At 45.1% G+C, this 24,445-nt stretch carries 21 protein-coding genes; 14 read left to right on the plus strand and 7 right to left on the minus strand.

What is annotated here, in order from left to right; translation table 11 throughout:
• Positions 1–5 precede the first annotated feature (5 nt).
• The 10 genes from murC to U1F02_RS13550 all read left to right on the plus strand — a co-directional run bounded on the left by murC (position 6) and on the right by U1F02_RS13550 (position 13,546).
• Complete coding sequence (gene murC, locus U1F02_RS13505; RefSeq protein WP_409991048.1) at positions 6–1,421, plus strand: UDP-N-acetylmuramate--L-alanine ligase; 1,416 nt, start codon at positions 6–8, stop codon at positions 1,419–1,421.
• 13 nt (positions 1,422–1,434) lie between these two features.
• A complete protein-coding gene (locus U1F02_RS13510) occupies positions 1,435–2,376 on the plus strand; it encodes a D-alanine--D-alanine ligase (protein ID WP_409990931.1) in 942 nt (313 codons plus the stop codon).
• 19 nt (positions 2,377–2,395) lie between these two features.
• Positions 2,396–3,586, plus strand: a complete 1,191-nt coding sequence (locus U1F02_RS13515) for a cell division protein FtsQ/DivIB (protein WP_409990932.1) — start codon at positions 2,396–2,398, stop codon at positions 3,584–3,586.
• 87 nt (positions 3,587–3,673) lie between these two features.
• Positions 3,674–4,915: a cell division protein FtsA gene (gene ftsA, locus U1F02_RS13520; protein ID WP_409990933.1), complete on the plus strand. Its 1,242-nt coding sequence runs from the start codon at positions 3,674–3,676 to the stop codon at positions 4,913–4,915.
• A gap of 61 nt (positions 4,916–4,976) precedes the next feature.
• Complete coding sequence (gene ftsZ / locus U1F02_RS13525; RefSeq protein ID WP_409990934.1) at positions 4,977–6,161, plus strand: cell division protein FtsZ; 1,185 nt, start codon at positions 4,977–4,979, stop codon at positions 6,159–6,161.
• 197 nt (positions 6,162–6,358) lie between these two features.
• A complete protein-coding gene (gene lpxC / locus U1F02_RS13530) occupies positions 6,359–7,270 on the plus strand; it encodes a UDP-3-O-acyl-N-acetylglucosamine deacetylase (RefSeq protein WP_409990935.1) in 912 nt (303 codons plus the stop codon).
• Between the two features lie 257 nt (positions 7,271–7,527).
• The gene (locus tag U1F02_RS13535) at positions 7,528–8,442 is read left to right on the plus strand and encodes a peptidoglycan DD-metalloendopeptidase family protein (protein ID WP_409990936.1); all 915 of its coding nucleotides are present in this window, start codon (positions 7,528–7,530) and stop codon (positions 8,440–8,442) included.
• 96 nt (positions 8,443–8,538) lie between these two features.
• Complete coding sequence (gene secA / locus U1F02_RS13540) at positions 8,539–11,268, plus strand: preprotein translocase subunit SecA (protein ID WP_409990937.1); 2,730 nt, start codon at positions 8,539–8,541, stop codon at positions 11,266–11,268.
• Positions 11,269–11,372: 104 nt separating this feature from the next.
• On the plus strand, positions 11,373–12,593 hold the full coding sequence (gene argJ / locus U1F02_RS13545; protein ID WP_409990938.1) for a bifunctional glutamate N-acetyltransferase/amino-acid acetyltransferase ArgJ: 1,221 nt from the start codon (positions 11,373–11,375) through the stop codon (positions 12,591–12,593).
• 11 nt (positions 12,594–12,604) lie between these two features.
• Positions 12,605–13,546: a Nudix family hydrolase gene (locus U1F02_RS13550; RefSeq protein WP_409990939.1), complete on the plus strand. Its 942-nt coding sequence runs from the start codon at positions 12,605–12,607 to the stop codon at positions 13,544–13,546.
• A gap of 11 nt (positions 13,547–13,557) precedes the next feature.
• On the opposite strand, the gene yacG is transcribed toward U1F02_RS13550, so the two are convergent.
• The 6 genes from yacG to U1F02_RS13580 are packed head-to-tail and all read right to left on the minus strand — an operon-like array spanning position 13,558 to position 18,498.
• On the minus strand, positions 13,558–13,761 hold the full coding sequence (gene yacG, locus U1F02_RS13555) for a DNA gyrase inhibitor YacG (RefSeq protein ID WP_409990940.1): 204 nt from the start codon (positions 13,759–13,761) through the stop codon (positions 13,558–13,560).
• Between the two features lie 8 nt (positions 13,762–13,769).
• Positions 13,770–14,369: a dephospho-CoA kinase gene (gene coaE / locus U1F02_RS13560; RefSeq protein ID WP_409990941.1), complete on the minus strand. Its 600-nt coding sequence runs from the start codon at positions 14,367–14,369 to the stop codon at positions 13,770–13,772.
• Positions 14,370–14,384: 15 nt separating this feature from the next.
• Entirely contained in the window at positions 14,385–15,290 is a 906-nt protein-coding gene (locus tag U1F02_RS13565) for a prepilin peptidase (RefSeq protein WP_409991049.1), read from the minus strand.
• On the minus strand, positions 15,287–16,534 hold the full coding sequence (locus U1F02_RS13570; RefSeq protein ID WP_409990942.1) for a type II secretion system F family protein: 1,248 nt from the start codon (positions 16,532–16,534) through the stop codon (positions 15,287–15,289). The genes U1F02_RS13565 and U1F02_RS13570 overlap by 4 nt, the downstream gene beginning before the upstream one ends.
• 3 nt (positions 16,535–16,537) lie before the next feature.
• Complete coding sequence (gene pilB / locus U1F02_RS13575) at positions 16,538–18,259, minus strand: type IV-A pilus assembly ATPase PilB (protein WP_409990943.1); 1,722 nt, start codon at positions 18,257–18,259, stop codon at positions 16,538–16,540.
• 23 nt (positions 18,260–18,282) lie between these two features.
• Positions 18,283–18,498 (minus strand): hypothetical protein, encoded by a 216-nt coding sequence (locus U1F02_RS13580; protein WP_409990944.1) that lies wholly within the window; start codon positions 18,496–18,498, stop codon positions 18,283–18,285.
• Positions 18,499–18,701: 203 nt separating this feature from the next.
• Between U1F02_RS13580 and U1F02_RS13585 the strand changes: the two genes are divergently transcribed.
• The 4 genes from U1F02_RS13585 (at position 18,702) to U1F02_RS13600 (ending at position 23,282) form a co-directional block, all read left to right on the plus strand.
• Positions 18,702–19,124, plus strand: a complete 423-nt coding sequence (locus U1F02_RS13585; protein WP_409991050.1) for a pilin — start codon at positions 18,702–18,704, stop codon at positions 19,122–19,124.
• A gap of 61 nt (positions 19,125–19,185) precedes the next feature.
• Complete coding sequence (locus U1F02_RS13590) at positions 19,186–21,129, plus strand: tetratricopeptide repeat protein (protein WP_409990945.1); 1,944 nt, start codon at positions 19,186–19,188, stop codon at positions 21,127–21,129.
• Between the two features lie 12 nt (positions 21,130–21,141).
• Entirely contained in the window at positions 21,142–22,017 is an 876-nt protein-coding gene (locus tag U1F02_RS13595) for a glycosyltransferase family 2 protein (RefSeq protein WP_409990946.1), read from the plus strand.
• A 50-nt stretch (positions 22,018–22,067) separates the two neighbouring features.
• Complete coding sequence (locus U1F02_RS13600) at positions 22,068–23,282, plus strand: glycosyltransferase (protein ID WP_409990947.1); 1,215 nt, start codon at positions 22,068–22,070, stop codon at positions 23,280–23,282.
• 56 nt (positions 23,283–23,338) lie between these two features.
• On the opposite strand, the gene U1F02_RS13605 is transcribed toward U1F02_RS13600, so the two are convergent.
• A complete protein-coding gene (locus U1F02_RS13605) occupies positions 23,339–24,418 on the minus strand; it encodes a glycosyltransferase family 4 protein (RefSeq protein ID WP_409990948.1) in 1,080 nt (359 codons plus the stop codon).
• Positions 24,419–24,445: the final 27 nt, after the last annotated feature.

Below are 24,445 nucleotides of genomic sequence, written 5' to 3' on the forward strand. Positions count from 1 at the left end.
AAAATATGAAAGACTTTTACGAAGTGCCCGAAATGCGCAGAATTCGCCGTATACATTTTATTGGTATAGGCGGCGCGGGTATGAGCGGTATTGCCGAGGTTCTGCTCAACCAAGGTTACGAAATTTCCGGTTCAGATATAAAAGCATCTAACGTAACTGAGTCTTTGGTTAAAAAAGGTGCGACAGTATTTATTGGGCACGAAGCCAAAAATGTATTCGGTGCCGATGTAGTCGTAAATTCCAGTGCGGTGAATAACACCAACCCCGAGATTATTCACGCACGTAAATTGCGTATTCCAATCGTTCGCCGTGCAGAAATGTTGGGTGAGCTGATGCGTTATCGCCACGGTATTGCTGTTGCGGGTACTCATGGAAAAACAACAACCACAAGTTTGCTTGCTTCCATTTTGGCAGCGGCGAAACAAGACCCTACGTTTATTATTGGCGGTTTGGTTAATAGCACGGGTACAAATGCTCAGTTGGGCGCTAGCCGTTATTTGGTTGCTGAGGCTGATGAAAGCGATGCGTCCTTTTTGCACCTTCAACCTATGGTGGCCATTGTTACCAATATCGATGCCGACCACATGGAAACCTACGGTGGTGATTTTTCAAAGCTGAAAAAAACCTTTATCGATTTTCTCCACAACTTACCTTTTTACGGTCTTGCTGTTCTTTGTGGTGAAGACCCGGTTATTCGCGACATTATCCCTGAAGTAGCGCGCCCCATTTTGACCTACGGTTTCAGTAACAAGTGTGATTTTCATGCGATCAATATCAAACAATCACAAATGCATTCTGAGTTCGATGTTGTTCGCCCCGGTTTCGAAAAGCCGCTTCACATTCGTTTAAATGCAGTTGGGATTCACAACGTACTGAATGCGACAGCGGTTATTGCCGTTGCTACCGATGAAGGTATTAGCGATGAAGCCATTCAACAAGGTCTCGCGAATTTCCAAGGTGTAGGTCGCCGTTTTCAAGTCTACGGAAATTTTCCGATCGGAAATGGTGAAGCCATGTTGGTGGATGATTACGGTCATCACCCACGCGAAGTAGCCGCAGTTATTAAAGCAGTTCGTGATGGTTGGCCTGATCGCCGCTTGGTCATGGTTTATCAACCGCACCGTTACACACGTACCCGCGATTTATACGAAGATTTTGTTGAAGTCTTATCAACGGTGGATTCGCTGGTGATGTTGGAAGTTTACAGCGCTGGCGAAGACCCTATTCCCGGAGCAGACAGTCGCCATCTCTGCCGCAGCATTCGGGCGCGCGGGGTGATTGAACCTATTTTTGTCGAAAATGTAGAAGGTGTGCCGGACATTATTAAAGATTTGGTGCGCGCCGGGGACATAGTTATTACCCAAGGCGCAGGCAATGTGGGTGTGCTATCACCCGAGTTGGCAAAACGAAATTTGCAGTGAGGTTTTGAGTTAAATGCAACCAGTAAAGTTACCCGTTAGTGATGATTTGAAACAGCAACTCGGCCGCGTTGGTGTTCTTTTGGGTGGAACATCGTCTGAGCGAGAAATTTCCTTGCAAAGTGGAGCTGCTGTTGTTGCGGCTTTGGTGGAGGCAGGGATAGACCATGTCGCTATTGATGTAGGTGACAATGCAATTGCAGATATACAAGCGGCAAAAATAGATCGCGCGTTTTTGGCGCTTCATGGTGCTGGCGGTGAAGACGGTCGCATCCAAGCCGTGCTGGAATATTTAAAGATTCCGTTTACGGGTAGTGGCGTACAGTCGTCAGCTTTGGCAATGGATAAATTGCGCACAAAACAATTATGGCGCGGCGTTAATTTGTCGACTCCGGAATTCGCAGTCTTAACGGCAAATAGCAATTGGGAAAAAGTGCTGTCTGATTTAGGTGGCGAAGTCATGGTCAAGCCAGCCCATGAAGGCTCAAGTATTGGCATGGCGCGCGTGAAAACTGCTCAAGAATTAGCAGATGCTTTTGCAAACGCGGAAAAGTATGACGGTAGTGTGATTGCTGAGCGACTGATCGTGGGAAGTGAGTTTACTGTTGCAATACTGGACGATGAAGCCTTACCACCTATCAAACTAGAAACGGATCATACCTTTTATGACTTCAACGCAAAATATATTGCGAATGACACTCGATATATCTGCCCCTGCGGATTGAGTGCAGAGAAAGAATCCGAATTGAAATCACTTGCCTTAGCAGCATTTCATGCGGTTGGTTGTGAAGGATGGGGGCGTGTGGATGTTATGGCCGATAAATCCCTGAATTTTTACTTGTTGGAAGTTAACACTGCACCGGGAATGACCAGCCACAGTCTAGTGCCTATGGCTGCCAAGGTTCGCGGTTTAAGTTTTAGCGAGTTGGTGCTCACCATTTTGCGTTGCAGTCTGTGAAGGTGTGCACTCAAACCGCATGAAAAGTAAAACGCCAAAAACGGATCGCCCCGCAGTTTCCGACAGGTTAGTCGGTGCAAATCGCTTGTTCGAGCGAGATGTGCTCATGCAGGAGTCGCCGAGGCGAGAGTCGAAAGTAAAAACGTCCATCGTTGGCGATAAAAAATTAACCGCTCGTGATGCAGTAGGTGCAAAAAAGGCAGAAAGCAAAACGAGCGTATTTGGAAAGACACGACTTTTGGGTAAAGGGGCTGAATCCACAGAGAGCGGCGCATCCAAAAAAAATGCGGCACCTTTGGAGCGCAGTCGTGTTGTTTTCGATGATCCGATTATGGCGCGCAGCGAATCGAGCTTGCGACGCGAAAAAGGCTATAGCAAGGTTTCGCCTCAAGGGGGCAAGTCAACCTCTTCATCCGCATCCAAAATGACGGCAGTTGAAGAGGTCAGGGCAAACGTTTCGCGCAAACTTATTTATCGCGGTGTGGGCTTGGGTTTGTTGGTGACTCTATTTGCGGGAATCGCCTATTTTGTTTCTGATCCTTTAGCGCAATTACTCGAGCGGCCGTTAAAAAGCGTTGCGGTAGAGGGGCAGTTTCAGTATCTGTCGAAAGATCGGGCGATGGAATTAATTGAGCGCGAAATTGACGGTGATTTCCTACAACTGAATTTGGCTCATTTGAAAACTGAGCTTCAAGAAGACCCTTGGGTTGATCATGTTTATCTAAGTCGTCGTTGGCCGGATACCTTGGTTGTAAAAATTGCAGAGCAAACGCCCATCGCTCGTTGGGATGCAAATGGTTTTCTCAATCAGCGCGGTGAAATCATTCGCGTAAAGGAAACTGACAAGCTAATTGGTCTTCCTTGGTTGCAGGGAAATGAAATAAATGCGCGCGAAATTATGCAGCAGTATCAAGATTTATCGACCCTTTTACGGTCGCGCGGCCTCGAAATTGTGGCGTTGAAGTGCGATAACAAAAAATCTTGGCGATTAACACTAAAAAATGAGAAAGAAATTGCAATTGGACGCGAAGAAGTGATGGAAAAATTGCGTAGATTTGTTACTGTATACGATAAATTTTTGAGCAGTGTTTGGAGTGATGTAAAAGCGATTGATGTGAGGTATTCCAACGGTGTTTCGGTGCAATGGATTCCAGATTCCGAGACAGCAAAAAAATACCTGAAACCTGAAATCGTCGCTCCAACCAAGTAAGCGAATTGCAAGCAACTTGAACCGCTGCGGAATAAAAATAATGAGCGGTCTTCCACCAACGAAGATCGGAATAATGAGGTCCACCTGATGGCAAATGTTAGTGACAACAAAATGATCGTAGGCCTGGATATAGGGACATCCAAGGTCGTCGCTATTGTTGGCGCTATAACTCCAGAAGGTATTCTTGAAATTGTCGGTATAGGTTCGCACCGTTCAACCGGTTTGAAGAAGGGCGTTGTCGTTAATATCGAATCTACCGTGTTATCTATTCAGCGCGCCATTGAAGAAGCCGAGTTGATGGCCGGCTGCCAAATTCATTCGGTTTACGCAGGTATCGCGGGCAGCCACATTCGCAGTTTGAACTCACACGGTATTGTTGCCATTCGCGATCGCGAAGTTTTTCCGCAGGATTTGGAACGTGTTATAGACGCGGCCCAAGCGGTGGCGATTCCTGCTGATCAAAAAATACTCCACATCCTGCCGCAAGAATTTTTGATTGATGACCAAGATGGCGTCAAAGAGCCATTGGGAATGTCTGGCGTTCGTCTGGAAGCCAAAGTTCATTTGGTTACCTGTGCAGTAAACGCTGCACAAAACATTGAAAAATGTATTCGCCGCTGCGGCTTGGAAGTTGAAGACATTATTTTGGAGCAACTTGCATCCAGCTACGCGGTATTGACCGACGATGAAAAAGAGTTGGGTGTATGCGTAGTGGATATTGGTGGCGGTACAACCGATATCGCGATTTTTAAAGATGGCGCTATTCGCCATACGGGCGTAATTCCAATCGCAGGTGATCAAGTCACTAATGATATCGCCATGGCGTTACGTACGCCAACGCCCAATGCAGAAGATATAAAAATCAAATATGCCTGTGCGTTGGCGAAGTTGACCAGCCCAGACGAAACCATAAAAGTGCCAAGTGTAGGTGATCGCCAGCCGCGAGATTTATCTCGTCAAGCGTTGGCTGAAGTTGTTGAACCGCGTTACGACGAATTATTTACTTTGGTGCAATCTGAATTGCGCCGCAGTGGTTACGAAGATTTAATTGCCGCCGGCATCGTATTGACGGGTGGCACCTCAAAAATGGAAGGTGTTGTGGAGTTGGCTGAGGAAATTTTCCATATGCCAGTTCGTTTAGGTTCTCCACAAAATGTTCGCGGCTTGTCAGATATTGTGAATAACCCAATTTACTCGACCGCCGTGGGTTTGTTGATTTATGCCATGAAGCAGCAGCATCAAGATAGTGGCCGTTCGGCCCATCACACCAAAGATGCGCAGGGTTCAATTTTCGGAAAGCTAAAAAGACTTTTCCAAAGTAATTTTTAACTTTTTGTTTACATAATTTGTTTTAACTTTTGCAGACTTGTTAAGGGAAAGGGGAGTGGCCATGTTTGAATTAATAGATAGCATTCATCAAAGCGCTGTGATCAAAGTTATCGGTGTGGGCGGTGGCGGCGGCAACGCGGTCAAGCACATGATTGCGAATAAAGTAGAAGGCGTAGAATTTATTTGCGCCAATACTGACGCGCAAGCACTGAAAGATATTGATGCGCGCACTGTTTTACAACTCGGTAACTCAATGACCAAAGGTTTGGGTGCCGGTGCGAATCCAGAAATCGGTCGTCAGGCCGCCATGGAAGATCGCGAACGTATCGCTGAAGTATTACGCGGTGCCGATATGGTGTTCATCGCTGCTGGCATGGGCGGTGGTACAGGTACTGGTGGCGCTCCTGTGATTGCAGAAGTTGCGCGCGAGCTCGGCATCTTAACGGTTGCTGTAGTTACCAAACCATTCCCGTTCGAAGGTCGCAAACGTATGGCAATCGCCGAAGCGGGCATAAAGGAATTGGGTGATCGCGTTGATTCGTTGATCACTATTCCTAACGAAAAATTGTTGTCCGTGTTGGGCAAGCAAACGTCACTGTTGGATGCGTTCAAAGCTGCCAATAATGTGTTGCTCGGTGCTGTTCAAGGTATCGCTGATTTGATTATTCGTCCGGGGATGATCAACGTGGACTTCGCAGACGTTCGCACTGTGATGTCTGAAATGGGGCTGGCAATGATGGGAACTGGACGTGCAAGCGGCGATAACCGTGCACGCGAAGCTGCTGAAGCGGCCATCCGTAGTCCACTGTTAGAAGATGTAAATCTGCAGGGCGCACGCGGTATTTTGGTTAACGTAACTGCTGGCATTGATATGACAATGGGCGAGTTCACCGAAGTGGGCGAAATTATCAATGAATTTGCATCGGCAGATGCAACTGTAGTGGTGGGTACTGTAATTGATCCTGAGTTGACTAACGAGTTGCGTGTTACCGTGGTTGCAACTGGCTTGGGTGTTCTGGGTCAAGCCGCCGCTCCGGCTCCAAAAGAAGTCGTAAAACCTGCGGCGACTAAAGTGGTTGTTGATAACACTCGCCGTAGTTCTGGCCAAATTGATTACAGCGCTCTGGATCGTCCAGCTCACTTGCGCGCGAATGCTTCTTCGCACGCTGTGGCAGCGGCTCCGTTGGCTGATAAAGACTTGGAATATCTTGATATTCCAGCGTTTTTGCGTCGTCAAGCTGACTAATTAAGTCTTGGCTATAAGGGCAATTGGTTCACCTAATTGGTCACTTGCCCTTGATATTGCTAGTATGGCCCCATTAAAGATGTAAGCGATCCGGCTAGATTGTTTGCGTCCGTTCAAAATACTCAACAGCACTCCCTAACAAGTCGCTCCCGCTGCTGAGTATTTTGAGCTTCTCTGATTGATAAGGGCTGCTCCTCATGATTAAACAAAGAACACTCAAAAATGCCGTTCGTGCCACGGGTGTTGGTTTGCATACCGGTCAAAAAATTTACTTGACCCTGCTTCCCGGTGAGATTGATTCGGGAATCATTTTCCGTCGAACTGATTTAAATCCCCCAGTCGAAATAAAAGCTACGGCGCACAATGTGGGTGAAACCACCTTGTCTACCTGTTTGATCAGTGGGGACGTTCGTGTATCTACCGTCGAGCATATTCTGTCTGCCATGGCCGGTTTGGGAATAGACAATGCTGTCGTGGAACTCGACGCTCCCGAAGTGCCTATCATGGACGGAAGCGCGGGGCCTTTTATCTTCCTTCTCCAATCGGCGGGTGTCCAAGAGCAAGATGCACCTAAGAAATTCGTTCGCGTTCTGAAAGAAGTTACGCTCAAAGACGGCGATAAGGTCGCTACTTTCCTGCCGTTCGACGGTTTTAAGGTTAACTTTTCCATTGCATTCGATTTGCCAGTATTCCAAGGCCGCAACTTGGAAACAACGGTGGACTTTTCTAGCAAAACCTTCGTGCAAGAGATCAGTCGCGCTCGTACCTTCGGCTTTATGCATGAAATCGAATACTTGCGCTCCAAGGGCTTAGCTCAGGGTGGAAGTATGGATAACGCCATCGTTGTGGATGAATACCGCATTCTCAACGAGGACGGCTTGCGCTATGAAGATGAGTTCGTAAAGCACAAAGTCCTTGATGCTATTGGGGATTTGTACCTTTTAGGCAACAGTTTGTTGTGCGAATATCGCGCTCACAAATCAGGCCATTCTTTAAATAACCGCGCGCTGCGTTTGCTTATGGAGCAGAAAGACGCTTGGGAATATGTCACATTCCAAGATGAACAAAGCGCACCCATCACCTTCTCAAGAGCGGCTTCAGTGGCTTAAGCCTCACTAATTGAGTTGCCAAGCTTGTGAAAGGCAACTCAATTTTTGTTGGAAATTCCTTCCCTACTATGAGATATTTCGCCCCCCCGCATCTAATAATAGTTCGCGGGTTTCGGCTTTTTAGTCTTTAAAAATTAAGGCAAAAACATAAGTTGCTGATTTTTAAGGGATAATAAAATTCAAATTTCTAAGTGCGTTTAAAAAAGCGTAAGAATTTAATTACCAACAAAACCGATTTTCGAAGTACGAATCGCTTAATGAAAATTATTATCGTCAACTCAGATCATGGACAAACCCGTAGTCTAACCCTTGGTGGTTGGACGCGTGCGCTGCTGTCTGTCTGTTTGTTGGGGATACCGACAGCTCTGGGCGCGTGGGGTTATAGTTGGCTCGTCAATTTCGATAAGAAAGATGCTTTTAACGCAGAAGCACCCGATTGGGGGCTCAGTGAGCAGAAAAAGCTCGAAAAATCCAAACAAAGTGAGGGCCAAGTTGAGGCTCTAACCGCAAAAGTCGCTGAGCTACAAGCTCGTTTAGTGCGTTTGGATGCCTTAGGCGAGCGGTTGGTGAAAGTCGCGAAATTAGACAAAGGTGAGTTTGATTTTCGTCAGCTTCCGGGGGTCGGCGGTCCTTTAGGAAAAGAAACCAGTGCGCAAGCGCCGGCAGATTTTCTGCTTTCCATGGATCAGTTAGGTCAAACTGTTCAGAATCGTGAGCAGCAATTCAAGGCCTTAGACTCTATTCTCATGACCCGTAGCTTCGATATGGAAGCTTTGTTTGATAGTTTGCCTGTTGAAAACGGCTATTTGTCTTCCACTTTCGGTTACCGAACGGATCCTTTTAACGGTAAAAAGGAATTTCATTCCGGTATCGATTTTACCGCTCCGCAAGGCACTGCCATAACAGCAGTTGCGCCGGGAGTTGTGACCACCTCGACCCTGACGAGTGATTACGGCAACTTGCTGGAGATTAATCACGGCGGTAGTTTTGAAACTCGCTACGCGCACAACAAGGTCAATCTGGTAAAAGCGGGTGATGTTGTTAAAAAGGGCCAGGTCATTGCACTGGTCGGCTCGACGGGGCGATCTACGGCACCCCATGTTCATTTCGAAGTCTATAAAAATGGTCGCGTGGTAGATCCTGCGACCTATCTCCACACCGCAAGTCGATAATTCCTTCTCCTGGCTAATGCCAACCTGTTTCTCTAAGCGTGCACAAGTCTCGCTTGGTTTCACCCTATTTCGTTTTTGTTATTGATGGTAAAAGACATGTTAAACAAGTTATTGAAATCCATATTCGGCTCGAAAAACGATCGTGAGCTGAAGCGTATGGGCAAAGTAGTTGCTCGTATCAATGCCTTAGAGCCAGCCATGCAAGCGCTCTCTGATGAGCAATTGAAAGCTAAAACACAAGAATTCCGTGATCGTTATCAGAAAGGTGAAACTCTCGATAATTTGTTGCCCGAAGCTTTCGCTGTGGTGCGTGAGGCCAGCCGTCGCGTGATGAATATGCGCCATTTCGACGTGCAATTAATAGGTGGTATGACTCTGCACGAAGGTCGCATTGCAGAAATGCGTACCGGTGAAGGTAAAACTCTGGTGTCGACCTTACCAAGTTATTTACATGCTCTTTCTGGCAAAGGTGTTCATGTTGTGACGGTGAACGATTATCTCGCCAGCCGCGATGCCAACTGGATGCGTCCTGTCTATGAATTTTTGGGGATGAGCGTTGGCGTTATCTTGTCGATGCAATCTTCAGAAACCAAACGTGAAGCGTACGCTGCAGATGTCACTTACGGCACCAACAACGAATACGGCTTTGATTATCTGCGCGATAACATGGCGTTGAACAAAGCCGATAAAGTGCAGCGCCCACTGAATTTTGCGGTGGTCGACGAAGTAGACTCAATCCTTATCGACGAGGCGCGTACACCGTTAATCATTTCTGGTCACGCTGAGAATAGTTCAGAACTCTACAAGCGTATGCATTTGCTTGTGAGCAAATTAAAGAAACAAATCGATAACGGTGAAGATGGCGATCGCAGAGTAATCACTGAACCGGGTGATTTCACCGTGGACGAAAAAAGTCGTCAGGTCGAGTTGACTGAACAAGGTCATCAACACGTTGAAGACTTGCTGGTTAAAGCGGGTTTGTTAAAAGAAGACGAAAACCTTTACGCTGCAAATAATTTAACGCTTCTGCATCACGTAGGTTCTGCATTAAAAGCGCGCGCACTTTTCCATCGCGACGTTGAATATATTGTGCAAGATAATCAGGTTGTTCTTATCGATGAACACACTGGTCGTACCATGCAAGGCCGCCGTCTGAGCGAAGGTTTACATCAGGCGATTGAAGCAAAAGAAGGCGTTGCTATTCAAAGCGAAAGCCAGACACTTGCGTCTACCACTTTCCAAAACTATTTCCGTCTTTACCCTGTGCTCTCTGGTATGACGGGTACCGCAGATACAGAAGCCTACGAATTCCGCGAAATTTATGGTTTGGACGTTGTGGTTATTCCTACCAACAAACCTAAACAACGTATCGATTTAAACGACTTGGTTTTTTTAACCGTTGAAGAAAAATACGAAGCGATTGTTAGAGATATTAAAGCGTACCAAGAAAAAAATGCACCCATTTTGGTAGGTACTGCGTCGATTGAGACGTCTGAAGAAATGTCCCGCAGATTGAACGCTGCAGGCATTCAGCACCGCGTGCTCAACGCAAAATTCCACGCGCAGGAAGCGGAAATTATTGCTCAAGCCGGTCGCCCTGGAACTGTAACCATCGCAACTAACATGGCTGGTCGTGGTACGGATATCGTATTGGGTGGGCGCTGGGAATCCGAGGTGGATGCGCTTGAGAATCCTACCGAGGAAAAAATCGCAGCAATTAAAAGCGAATGGAAAAAACGCCACGAAATGGTTATCAATGCTGGCGGCCTGCATATTATCGGTACCGAGCGCCACGAGTCGCGCCGTATCGACAATCAATTGCGTGGTCGTGCGGGTCGCCAAGGTGACCCAGGTTTAACGCGTTTTTATTTGTCGCTGGAAGATAACTTGATGCGTATTTTTGCATCTGACCGCGTACGTGGTTTTATGCAAGCATTGGGTATGGAGAAGGGCGAAGCAATTGAACACCGCATGGTGAACAATGCAATCGAAAAAGCGCAACGTAAAGTAGAAGGACGCAACTTCGATATTCGTAAGCAGCTGCTTGAGTTTGACGATGTAGCCAACGATCAGCGTCAAATTATTTATCATCAACGAAACGAGCTTTTAGAAGCAGAAAACATTCGCGACACTATCACTGCTATTCGTGCGGATGTTGTGAATGAACTCTTGTTGAATCATATTCCACCACAATCCATTGAAGATCAGTGGGATATTCCAGGTTTGGAAAAACAAATTGAAATGGATTTTGGTTTGCATCTGCCAATCGCCAAGTGGTTGGAAGAGGACACCCAGCTGCATGAAGAAAGTTTACGTCAAAAAGTTATCGATGAAATTCAAGCCGCTTACGATGCCAAGTGCGAACGTGTTGGCGATATCCTGTTAGAAATTGAAAAACAAGTGATGCTACAAGTGCTTGATAACTGCTGGAAAGAGCAGCTGGCAAGCATGGATCATTTACGTCAGGGAATTAACTTGCGTTCCTACGCGCAACGTAATCCTAAGCAAGAATACAAGCGCGAATCTTTTGAGCTTTTCCAAAGTATGTTAAACAACGTGAAGCGTGAAACCGTGCATTTAATGGCGCGTGTTGAGCCGATTACACGTGAGCAAATGGAAGCTATGGAGCAACAGCGTCGCGAAGAATTAGCTCGCCAAAAAATGCAGCTGCAACATGAGCAAGCAGCATCTTTAACCGAAGCTATGCCGCAACCCAAATTGACTCAAGCACCGATAATTCGCGAAGGTCGTAAAGTTGGTCGTAATGATCCATGTCCATGTGGTTCGGGTAAGAAATTCAAAAGTTGTCACGGTGCTTTGGAATAACTTCCAAAGTATTCGTAACAATAAAAAAGAGATGTTGAGCATCTCTTTTTTATTGAGGCAGAGTTAAAAATTCATTTTAAATTATCAAGTAGGCGAGAAAAATCATGGCTGTAGGTGAATATCCTTTTCCCGTAATGCACCCTGTTAAAGGTGTAAAGTTAACCGCAGTTTGCGCTGGGATTAAAAAAGTTAATCGTCGCGACGTGGTTTTGTTTGAACTTGCCGAAGGCAGTAATGTTGCCGGAGTCTTTACCAAAAATGCATTTTGCGCTGCACCCGTTACCGTTTGTCGCGAGCATTTAAGCAAAGCACCTATCCGCTTTTTGGTCATTAATTCAGGTAATGCTAATGCCTGTACTGGTGAGCAAGGTTTGCTGGATGCCAAAGCAACTTGTGCAGCTATCGCTGAGGCAAAAGGCGTTAAAACGGAACAGGTTTTGCCTTTTTCCACCGGCGTAATCGGTGAGCCCCTACCGGTTGCGAAAATAATTGCAGCGATTCCAGAGGCTTTGGCGAAAGCAAACGAAAATGGTTGGGATGACGCAGGTGCAGGCATCATGACAACGGATACTCGCCCGAAGGGATTTAGCGAACAGTTTGAGTTTGAAGGAAAAACCATTACGGTAAACGGTATCGCCAAAGGTGCAGGAATGATCAAACCTAACATGGCCACCATGTTGGGCTATATCGCCACCGATGCAAAAATTTCCCAGCCTTTGCTGCAACAGCTTGCTCGCGAGGCCGCCGATAAATCGTTCAACCGAATTACGATTGACGGGGACACATCCACTAATGATTCCTGCATTTTAATTGCGTCGGGCCAAGTAGACTTGCCAGAAATTACTGAAGCTAGCGGCGCGCTTTACGAAAAATTGCGTGCAACTATTTTGGCTGCTCATGTGCATCTTGCAAAAAGTATTGTGAGTGACGGGGAGGGGGCAACAAAATTCGTTACAGTTGCCGTAAGCGGTGGAGCAAGTCGCGATGAGTGTTTGGACGTCGGCTATGCGGTTGCACATTCACCCCTTATTAAAACCGCACTCTTCGCATCAGATCCAAACTGGGGCCGCATTGTTGCTGCGATTGGATACGCTGGTCTAACCAATCTCGATGCTACCAAAGTTGTCGTACATCTAAATGATGTGTTGATCGTCGAGAAAGGCGGTCGCGCGGCTAGCTATACAGAAGAGCAGGGGCAAAAAGTGATGAGCGGTTCCGATATTGCTATCAATATCAATTTGAATCGCGGTGATTTTGCGGAAACTATCTGGACTACTGATCTCTCCTATGAATATGTTCGCATCAACGCGGATTACAGATCATAGGAAGCTGTAGCGTGCCTCGAGTTGTTCATGTTGCAGTGGGTGTCATTCTTGGGAAGGATGGCACTATTTTAATTGCAAAGCGGCCTGAGGATGCTCATCAGGGCGGACTATGGGAATTCCCCGGTGGTAAAGTCGAATCGGGCGAGACAGTGTTTGATGCGTTGAAAAGAGAGTTAAGCGAAGAACTTGCAATTCAAACACTCTCTACAGAGCCTTTAATAAAAATTCGCCATGATTATGGCGATAAAACAGTTTTGTTGGATGTTCACAAAGTCACCGCCTTTACCGGTGAGCCTAAAGGAAATGAAGGGCAACCTATTTTGTGGGTTGCTCCTGAAAACTTAAGTCAGTACGAGTTCCCTGCGGCAAATCGCCCAATCATTAAGGCCATAAATTTACCGAATCGTTTGTTGATAACGGGAAATTTTGAAAGCGATTCTGAATTTGACTCACGTTTAGATAATGCACTTAAGCATGGTGTCCGGCTGGTGCAATTGCGTGTTCAGGATAATTCTAAGCTCACTCACTTGGCTCCGCGTGCGCTAGATATTTGTCGAAATTATTCAGCAAACCTATTAATAAATACAAATCCAGACACCTTTAAAAACCGTTCTTTCAGCGAACATATAGGTTTGCATTTAAACTCAAAGAATCTTTTGAGTTGCGAAACCAGACCTGTTTCTACAAATATTCTTTTGGGCGCGTCTTGCCACAACGAGCTTGAAATTCAACATGCGCAAAACATTGGCGTGGATTTTATTTGTTTATCGCCGGTACTCGCCACGCGATCGCACCCTGATGCGCTAGGAATGGGCTGGGAGCAATTCGAGGAACTGGTGGTGAAAGCAAAGATGCCGGTCTTTGCTTTGGGGGGAATGAAAGAGTCTGATTTACCCGTCGCTGTGCAAAAAGGTGCGCAAGGTATAGCGGCTATCAGTGAATGGTGGAAGTAAGTTTCAATCGTTTAGAAATCATCACCTTCATCTTCAGGCGGTTGGTCTAAAGATTTTCCAGCAATTTTGTGATTCTCACTTGCCCATTCACCTAAATCGATTAAGCGACAGCGGTCAGAGCAAAAAGGTCTGTGTGGGAATTCATCGTTCCACAACACCAGTTTTTTGCAGGTGGGGCAGTTGAGTTTAATGATGTCTGGTTCTGTTGAATGCATTTTGATATTCAGTGTGTTTGTTGGGCTAAATGAAGGTAGCGTGCGTGCAAAAATTCAACCTGATCTTGCAATTCGTGAAGGTCACCGTGATTGAGAATAATATCATCGGCCTTTGCGCAACGCGCAGAACGGCTTAGCTGTGATTGCATTATTTTTTGGATATTTTCTGGCGAGATTGAGTCTCGCGAGCTGGCGCGAGAAACTTGGAGGGTTTCATCTGCATCCACTACCAAAACGCGATCTACCAATTCGTGTTGATTAGTTTCAAGTAATAATGGGGATGAAAGAATTGTGTAGGGGCTTTGGCTGCTATTTAGCTGAGCGATAGTCTCTGCGCGGATGATCGGGTGAAGTAAACTTTCCAGCCAAATTTTCTCAGAAGGTTGTTCGAAAATAATGCTGCGAAGTTGTTTTCTATCCAGCGCTCCGTCTTTTGTAATTATTGCTTTACCGAAATGTTCTGCAATTTTTTCAAGTACAAGACCACCGGGTTCAACAACTTGCCTTGCAATCATATCTGCATCGACAACGATAATTCCCAAACGCTCAAATCTGGCGGAGACTTCTGATTTTCCGCTGCCTATACCACCTGTTAAACCGACGATCATTTTTTTAAATGACCACTATCTGTGGCCAAACGCATAGCTCAAGTAGAGCTGATTAATATCGTGCCCCCACATGAGCGCGATCCAACCAGCAATCGCTAAATAGGGGCCGAAAGGGATGGGGATATTTCTGTCTCGCCCTCGAATAACAATCATACTGATTCCAATAATGGCGCCCGCAAATGCGCTCAACATAATAATTTGCAAAAGCATTTGCCAACCAAGCCAAGCACCAAGAGCCCCAAGCAGTTTGAAATCACCAAAGCCCATTCCTTCTTTGCCGGTTAATAATTTGAATAACCAATAGACCGAAAATAATGACAGGTAGCCGCCAATGGCTCCCCAAAGAGCGCTATCAAGACTAGTAAAGAGTCCAAAATAGTTTGCGATTAAACCAAGCCACAAAAGAGGCAGGGTGATGCTATCGGGCAATAGCTGGGTATCAAAGTCAATCATGGTAAGTGCAATTAAGCACCAAGTGAAAAGTAAGCCGGCTAATCCAGTGGTATTAGGCCCGAAAGTGTAGATGGCAATAGCCGACAGGATTCCAGTGATAGCTTCAATGATGGGGTAGCGCAGCGATATTGATGTTTTGCAAGCAGAGCATTTGCCGCGAAGAAAAACATAACTAATAACCGGAATATTTTCCCATGGCTTTATTTTATGTCCGCAAGAGGGGCATGTGGAGTTAGGTGTAACTAAATTAAACTTTTCAGCGGATGGTTTCGTTAAAGAATCATCCTTGATTTTATCTGCACCTAAAAACTCTACACACTGAGCGCGCCATTCGCGTTCCATCATTTTAGGGAGGCGATATATGACTACATTTAAAAAGCTGCCGACTAATAAACCTAAAATTCCCGCGCTAATTATTCCGAGTAGAGGGTATAACTCTAAAGCTTTGACAATATCTGACACGCTTATACCACTTGGCCGAGTTGGAATATTGGCATATACATAGCCACCATCAACCCACCCACTAATATGCCAAGTACAGACATAATCATGGGTTCAAGCAACGACGTCAGGCTGTCGACGGTATTGTCTACGGCTTCCTCATAGTAGGTTGCTACTTTATCCAGCATGGCATCAAGCGCACCTGACTCTTCGCCAATAGCAGCCATTTGTATCAATAAGGTCGGGAATACACCGCGTGTTTTTAATGCGGTGTTCAATTGAATACCGGTGGAAACATCTTCACGAACTTTAAGTATTGCGTCCGAATAAATTTGGTTTCCCGCCGCTCCGGCAACGGATGTCAATGCTTCGATTAGCGGAACACCAGCGGCAAAGGTTGTTGACAAGGTTCGCGCGAAGCGAGCCATTACCGAGAGATATATAATTTGGCCTACTACAGGTATTTTTAAAATGTAACGGTCAATCAAATAGGCAAATTTTTTGGAGCGACGCGCCGCCTCTCTAAACAAAAATACCCCGCCCGCCATGCCAAACAAAAAAAACAACCAGTATTGTTGCGCAAGCTCTGAAAGATGTAATACAAAGAGCGTAAACGCAGGTAGGTTTGCGCCAAAGCTACTGAAAGTTTCTGCAAATTGGGGTACAACTTTTACCAAAAGAATACCGGTTACGACGATTGCAACAACGATAACGGCAATTGGATAGCTAAGTGCTTTTTTAATTTTGGCCTTTAACTTTTCGGTTTTTTCTTTATAGGTGGCAATGCGATCCAACATGGTTTCCAGCGCGCCCGCTTGTTCACCGGCATCCACGAGGTTACAAAAAAGGTCATCAAAATATTTTGGGTGTTCTCTTAACGAAGGGGCGAAGCCGCCGCCTGCAGCAACGCTGTCGCGAATTGTTAGCACCAGTTTTTTAAGATTAGGGTTTTCCAATCCATCCGCCACAATGTCGAAGGCTTGAACCAATGGAACGCCGGCTTTCATCATGGTTGCCATTTGGCGCGCAAATACGGCTATATCGACCGGTTTGATGGCCTTTCCACTGCTCCCAAAAAGCGGCTTGGATTTTTTGCTAACAGACTTTGCGGTGATGCCTTGCTTCAATAACTGTGCTTTTGCGAGAGCAGGGCTGGAACTGTTGATTTCTCCCTGTACTTGGGTGCCCTTTCTGTCCACACCTTTATAGGTGTAAGTGTTGGTTACCACACTGGGTTTAGTGATTGTTTTAGCGGTTGTGGTAGTAGCCATAGGTTAATCCTTGGTGACTCGGTTAGCCTCTTCAAGGCTGGTTAGCCCCATTGCAACTTTGCGCAATGCGGATATTCTCAAATTATTAAAGCCTGCTTCTTTAGCGACACGCGCAATTTGCAAAGAGTTGCCGCCTTCCATTATAAGATTGGCAATCGCGGGGGTAATGCGAACCACTTCATAAACACCCACCCGACCTTTGTAACCGCCATTGCAATGTGCGCAGCCAACGGGGTGAAAAAGTTGGAACTCGGATCTTGGTATTCCTATATCGTCGAAGCCTTCTTCGGTAAGAATAGCTGGAGGTATATCGGTCGCCGGTTTTTTACAGCTGGAGCACAAACGACGAGCCAGCCGTTGCGCAATAATCAAACTCACGCTTGTGGCAATGTTAAATGCCGGAACGCCCATATTCATCAAGCGTGTAAGTGTTTCAGGTGCACTATTAGTGTGTAGTGTGGATAAAACCAAGTGACCTGTTTGCGCAGCTTTAATTGCAATTTCGGCGGTTTCTAAATCGCGAATCTCACCCACCATCACTATATCAGGGTCTTGACGAAGGAAAGACCTAAGAGCTTCCGCGAAGGTTAGCCCCACCTTGGTATTCATTTGAACCTGATTAATACCTTCAAGGTTAATTTCAACAGGGTCTTCCGCAGTAGAAATATTTAATTCTGGCGTGTTGAGAATATTAAGGCCGGTGTAAAGAGAAACAGTTTTACCACTACCCGTGGGGCCGGTAACAAGAATCATCCCTTGTGATTGCGCCAGAGCATCAAGATAGAGTTTTTTCTGGAAATCTTCATAGCCCAATGCATCGATCCCAAGTTTGGCAGAGCTAGGGTCAAGAATACGCAACACAATCTTCTCGCCAAACAAGGTCGGCAGGGTGTTTACCCGGAAGTCAATCGCACGAGTTTTAGAAACTTTAAGTTTTATACGGCCATCCTGAGGTACGCGGCGCTCAGATATGTCCATTTGCGACATTACTTTTAAGCGGGCAGCCATACGGCTCGCAAGGTTTACCGGTGGTCTGGCAACTTCATGGAGTACGCCGTCGGTACGAAAACGGACACGGTATGATTTTTCATAAGGCTCGAAGTGAATATCCGACGATCCGCCTTTAATAGCATCTAAAAGAACCTTGTTAATGTATTTAACAATGGGGGCTTCATCTGCTTCTGAGGTTTTGTCCTCGTTGTCTCCGTTATCGTCAACAGCCTGAATATCGAGATTATCGAGATCAGCGTCGTCCAAGCCTCCCAGCGCATCGTTTAGGTTATCTTGGGCGGTTAAAAATTTATCAATAGCGGTAGCTAGTTTGTCTGCTTCAACAAGCACAGCATCTGTATTTAATCCGGTATTAAATTTGATCTCGTCGAGCGCGTGTAGATCAGTTGGGTCGGCGACCGCAAGAAATAAGCGAGTACCACGCTTGATGATAGGGAGAGCGTGGTGCTTGCGGATAAGCTTTTCATCTACGAGCTTATCGGGCATTGCGTCTTTACTCAGTGCGTCCAAATCGAATAAAGGTGCGCCAAACTCTTCTGAAGCGGCGCGGGCAATCGTACGAGAGTCGAGAATACCGCTAGTGACCAAGTGCTGAACGAATGGAATTTTTTCTTTGCCCGACTGAGCCAAAGCCTTTCTCGCGGTTTCAGCGTCCAGCAAGTTGTCTGCAACTAATCGACGTGCAAGGCCGTTCAAATGAGTGGGCGTGTTCATGGGCGCTCCTGCCATTTAGTAAACTAATTTTTAGACTTATAAAGTAAGGCAGATTTAACTAATAGGCTTAACTGTAAACGATAAGCCACTGTAAATTCTATACTTACTGCACGAACTTTAAGTATAGATGAGGAAAAAGAGCTTGATCTTATTAAACTCAAGCTTGCTTTGTGTCCGCCTTCACTGACAAAAAACGTCACATAATGCGCAAAATGGCTTGCATTGCCTTGTTTCGTCATAAAAAGTTTCTGTCATTTTGTTTTATTGGCGTGGATTTTTATGCAGGATTAGGTTTTTTTGGTTGCGGTTTGTGCTATTTTGATGATTACGTCGGCTTAACGAGACATTTGATAGATTGGTATTGTGCTTGCATCAGGGAAATCGAGTTCGACGTTTTTAACAAATAACTTACTAACATTTCTGGAGATTCATTATGAAAGCGATGCAAAAGGGTTTTACGCTTATTGAATTGATGATCGTAGTTGCGATTATCGGTATTTTGGCCGCGGTAGCACTGCCTGCTTATCAAGATTACACAGCTCGCTCGCAAGTATCAGAAGCGCTGAGTCTAGGTGGTGGCTTAGAGTCAGCTGTAGTTGAATATTGGTCTAACAAGGGTACCTATCCTGTATCTAATGGTCAGGCTGGTGTAGCATCCGATGTGTCAGGTAAGTACGTTTCCAGTACGAAAATTTCTAATGGTTTGATTGTTGCTACCATGAAAACTAACGGAACTGCTAAGGGTATTGGTGGTGCTACTCTCGCGTTGAGTCCGTTAACAACTGCGGGTTCTGTTAAATGGACTTGTAAGGCTGGTGCAACCAATCCGCTCACGTCTAAGTATTTGCCATCGTCCTGTCGCTAATTTCGTTTGACTTAATTATGAAAACTGCCCGCATGCGGGCAGTTTTTTTTTGAGTAACCACATGAAAAGCATCGAAAAACTTTCGTCTCTTTTGCCTGTCTTGTTTCTTTTGACAATGCTAATTGTCGTATATTTTATTTACGCTCCTGGAAGTCACGGAGGATTTTTATTCGACGATTATTCGAATCTGGATCAGCTGGGAATTTATGGTGGAGTGAGAGATTTCGATACATTTAAAAGTTTCGTCTTCCAAGGAGTCGCGAGTCCTCTAGGGCGCCCCATAGCTTTGGCTACGTTTCTGCTGGATGACTTTACTTGGCCAAGTAACGCAGAAAATTTCAAGAACACCAATATAAAAATTCATATCCTTAACGGATTGTTCTTGTGCTGGGCAACCCTAAACTTGATGAGGCTGCTGGGCAGAAAAGAAATAGAAGCGATATGGATAGCCCTACTAAGCTCAGCTATTTGGTTGGTTCATCCCTATATGGTCTCAACTACCCTCTACGTTGTGCAGCGCATGGCGCAGTTAGCTGCGCTATTTGTATTCGCAGGGATGGCGGCTTATTTTTACGGAAGGTTGTTGCTTATCAAAGGTGAGCAGGTTAGGGCATATATATGGATGAGTGGAAGTATAGCGATTGCAACTCCGCTTGCTTTATTGAGTAAAGAGAACGGTGTTTTGCTCCCGCTTTTCATACTGTCTATAGAATCTTGCTTACCGGGTTCCCTGCCAGCTCCTAGGTGGCATTGGCGAATGGTTTTTCTATGGTTGCCCGCGATTATCTTATGCTTCAAGCTTGTACAAGAAATAAATCTTTCGCCTAATGCATGGCCCAATCGTCCGTTTAACCAATCTGAGCGGTTAATGACGGAAGCAAGAATTGTATGTGAATATCTCTATAACTTATATGTTCCGCAAATTGAAGGGCGTGGCTTGTTTCAGGATGGGTTTAATTTTTCAAGAGGACTTCTGACACCAATATCAACGTTAGTTTCTATTCTTTTTTTAACTGCTTTGTTCTGTTTCTCCTTCCTCTATAGAAGAAAATACCCAATATTTGGAATAGCAATATTGTTTTATTTTGTAGGTCATCTTTTAGAGTCTACCCACTTGGGGCTGGAACTGTATTTTGAACATCGTAATTATCTACCTTCCGCCCAGTTGTTTCTCCCTATCGCGGTGTTGGTGGTTGATGCATCAAAAAGAAATAAATTGGTTGCTGTGGTTGCTACGATATTGCTTTTTGGCACGCTGATTACGTTAACATGGCTGCGTACCAACCTGTGGTCTAATACTCAAAAACTCGAACTCTACTGGGCTGCATCTACGCCTGAATCTCCGCGCGCATTAAACAAAATTGGGGCATCTCTTATGTCGCATGGCAGGGTAGATGAAGCTATTGCCCATATGGACAGCGCGGCTGATCGTTTTCCTGATAACGGTCTGTTATCTATTCACGCCTTAATCCTTAAAGTTTATGTAGATCGCGCAACAGAGGCTGACTTTCAAAAAGCCTCCGACAAGCTTCACTCGCAGCCATTTGATGCTCAGGCGGTCGTTTCTTTAAGTGATCTTGTGGAAAAAGTTACGTCCTCGCCCGTAAACGTGAATTACTGTCGTTATACATTGGCTTTTATAGGGCAACTAGAAAACGGAGAAAAGCAGATAACAAAATATACAAAACTGTTCAATTATCTGAGTGCAAAAATATATATGGCGTTGGGTGAAAATGATCTAGCGTATGAGAAGTTTAGCCTCGCGATGCAGCAATACCAAGATACAGACGCTGCATTAAGTATTGTGGCGATCGTTGCTGGGAGCGGCAGACCAGTTGAAGCGCTTATGCTTTTCAAGCAAGCAGAGCTAATATTTAAAGGTCAGCCGGATAAAACTCTGAAGAGATCTAGGGCTGTTTATAATAACGAATTTGCTCGAGTTAAAGGTATTTTGGATGGCGATTTGGAGAAAATTGGAATTGGAACGGTTGTTGAACAGCATTAATAGGGTGAATGTATGTTAAGCATTATAATTCCAGCCAAAAACGAGTGTGCAGGGCTTTCACTTCTTGTCCCGAAAATCAGGGCGTTTTACCCGTTATCTGAAATCGTTATTGTTGATGACGCCTCAGAGGACGATACAAAAGCTTTGGTTGAAAGTTTCGGTGTGCGGGTTATCTCTCACCCCTACAGTAAGGGCAATGGTGCGGCGATTAAGAGTGGTCTCAGGTCGGCAAGCGGAGATGTTGTGGTATGCATGGATGCGGATGGCCAACATCGTGCAGAAGATATTGCAATCCTTTTGAGCAAATTGGAAGAAGGCTACGACATGGTGGTTGGTTCAAGAAGTAAAACTGGTCAAGCAAGTATTCAACGAGGTCTCGCAAATTCTCTCTACAATCGGTTTGCTTCCTGGATGGTTGGTCACCGAGTGGATGACCTAACCTCTGGTTTTCGTGCGGTAAGAACAAAAAAGTTTCGGGAGTTTATGTCGCTGCTACCCAATAAATTTTCTTATCCAACTACTATAACCATGAGCTTCTTTCGTGCTGGTTATTCGGTCGCCTACGTGCCCGTAGATGTGCAGCGTCGCTTAGCGGGTACGCAGAGCCATATCAGAATTTGGCAAGATGGTATTCGTTTTCTATTAATTATTTTCAAAATAGGCACGTTATTCTCGCCCCTTAAACTGTTTTTGCCGATTAGCTTTGTGTTTTTTTCAACCGGCCTTAGTTATTACCTGTATTCGTTCTTAACGGTTGGGCGTTTCACCAATATGTCAATGTTGTTGTTTATGACATCGGTCTTGGTCTTTCTCATGGGGCTTATATCCGAACAAATAACGTCTCTCATTTATAAAGATACGCAGTTAACAAAAGATGATGGCTCATAAAAGAAAATGTAATTAACTTGTCTTTGGTAAGGTAAGTGCCGCGAGATTTAATGACAAAAGATAAGCCCCTTCTGTTGGTATTTGCGTCGACCTATCCTCGTTGGATAGGCGATCCAGAGCCTGCTTTCGTTCATGAGCTTAGCCGCAGACTGGCTGCTGAATATGCGGTGCATGTACTGTGCCCGCATGCTCCAGAGAGCAAAACATTTGAGGTCATCGATGGTGTAAGCATTCACAGATTTCGTTATGCGCCGAAGCAATTTGAAACCCTAGTTCAAAATGGTGGAATATTAAATAACCTTAAGAAAGATAAATGGAAGTATTTGTTATTGCCGTTTTTCTTTATAGGGATGTTTATAAAAGCCGGATCATTGATCTCCAAACTCAAGCCCAAGCTAATTCATGTTCACTGGATTATTCCACAAGGTTTGGTCTTGGCGTTTTTAAGTGTTTTTATGTCGTTACCTCCAATGCTCATTACTTCTCACGGAGGGGATTTATTTGCGCTGAAAGGTCGCATTTTTCTAAAAATAAAAGCTTGGGTGTTATCAAAATTTTCTAGCGTCACAGTTGTTAGCGAGTTAATGAAAATAGAGGTTAAAAAATTAGGTGTTACCCCTGAACGGATTCGGGTAATCCCAATGGGAGTGGATTTTAATGGTAAGTTCTGCCCGGCACCTTCAACACAACGCAATTCTAACGAAATACTCTTTGTGGGTAGATTGGTGGAAAAAAAAGGTGTGGAGTTTTTAATAAAAGCGCTTCCACTTGTTGCTGAAAGCTTGCCATTGATTTCCTTAACTGTTGCGGGGTACGGACCAGAACTTGAAAAATTGAAGCGCTTGGCAATTGATTTACATATCGAAAAGAGAGTTAACTTTTTAGGAGCGGTGAAACAGACCGAACTGCCAGCTCTCTACAACCGCTGCGGATTGTTTGTTGCCCCTTTTGTGGAAGCGGTATCTGGAGATCAAGAAGGCTTTCCGGTATCTGTTGTAGAGGCGATCGCGTGCGAAACCCCGATTATTACAAGTAGGCTTGCTGTATTGGTTGATGCTTTTGGTCGCTATGCTGAAGAGTTAACTTGTGATGTAAAAAACATTGATGAGTTTGCTGAGAAGATAGTGAGAGCTTTGAGTAATTTAGAGAATAGCAAGCTGTCTGTTAAATCCCTCCGACAGGACTTTATAAATACCTTAGACTGGCGTCAAGTTTCATACTTTTATAATCTATCTTTAAATTCCATCTTCAAAAATGAGGACTAATCTTTCTTTTATAATTTTGTGTAATATTAGCGTTGATTGTCGAGCCATAGTTATTGTTATCCATCTGATAAGATTTTTTCATAAACATTTTCAAGGATATGGGCTTGGTCTTTCCAATCCATAATAGCAAGTTTGGAATAGGATGGAGCGGTTAGCTGATTTTCGATAGCGCAGGCTAAATGTGCAGCGTTGTCTGGGTTATATAAAATATCTGCGGAGTTTTCGAATAACTTGCTCATCGAACCAACATTGGCAACCACAACTGGAACTTGGCAAGCGCAAATTTCATAAATCTTTTGCGGAAAGCTATATATACCATAAGGCGTGTTGCGCAAATAAACTATTGCCACATCAAGTGCACCAAAAAGCGTTGCCACTTCCCTATGCGGTAGCGCCCCCAGATAATGTACATGTGGATTGTTTGGTGGCGGACAGTTTTGGTCTATAGCTCCAGCAATCACTAAATGTAGATTTGGATTCCGCTCTTTTAACTCAAGGAATGCCGCGTATACGGGCTCGATTCCCTTGTCTCGGGATAGGCCGCCAGCGGTGCCGATTAATTGCGCATTTCGCGGTAAGCCCAATTTTTTTCTGCATTCCTGCTTGTCTCGTCCAAAAAAAATACTCTTGTCTATCGTGCTGTGAAGCGCAAAAACATCACCTCTGGCGAGATAGGTTTTCTTCACTAGTTTAGCTAAAGGCTCTGAAACGCAACTAACGGCTTGGGCATTAATAAGAGCTCGCCGATAAAAATATTTCAGCGAAGGAATTTGCGCCAAACCAAAAGATTCGAAGTTGTCGTAAAGGTCCGCAGCAAATTTAATTTTTAACGTTCTTGCTATTTGATACCCCAAAGCAACGTGCAAGCAATCAGAGGCTCCTACAATAATATCCGGCTTGAATTCCCTTGCGATGTTAAGAAGCGAAAAGGGATAGGTAACTAAGTTAAGTCGCAGCTTTCCCGCGGAAAGACCAATCCACCTCATACTTCCTTTGGTGGTAGAGTGCAACTCATCTTTAGTTGTACAGTTGCGATAACTTAAGCAAACACCGAGAACGTCGTGGCCCAACTCGGCAAGCTGGAATGGCTGTTCATACAAACGAGCATAACGATCTTCGATAACGTCGTGCCCCATGTACTGCCTTTTGCATAAATAAAGTAT

The organism is Cellvibrio sp. (assembly GCF_046347455.1).
Taxonomy (GTDB): domain Bacteria; phylum Pseudomonadota; class Gammaproteobacteria; order Pseudomonadales; family Cellvibrionaceae; genus Cellvibrio.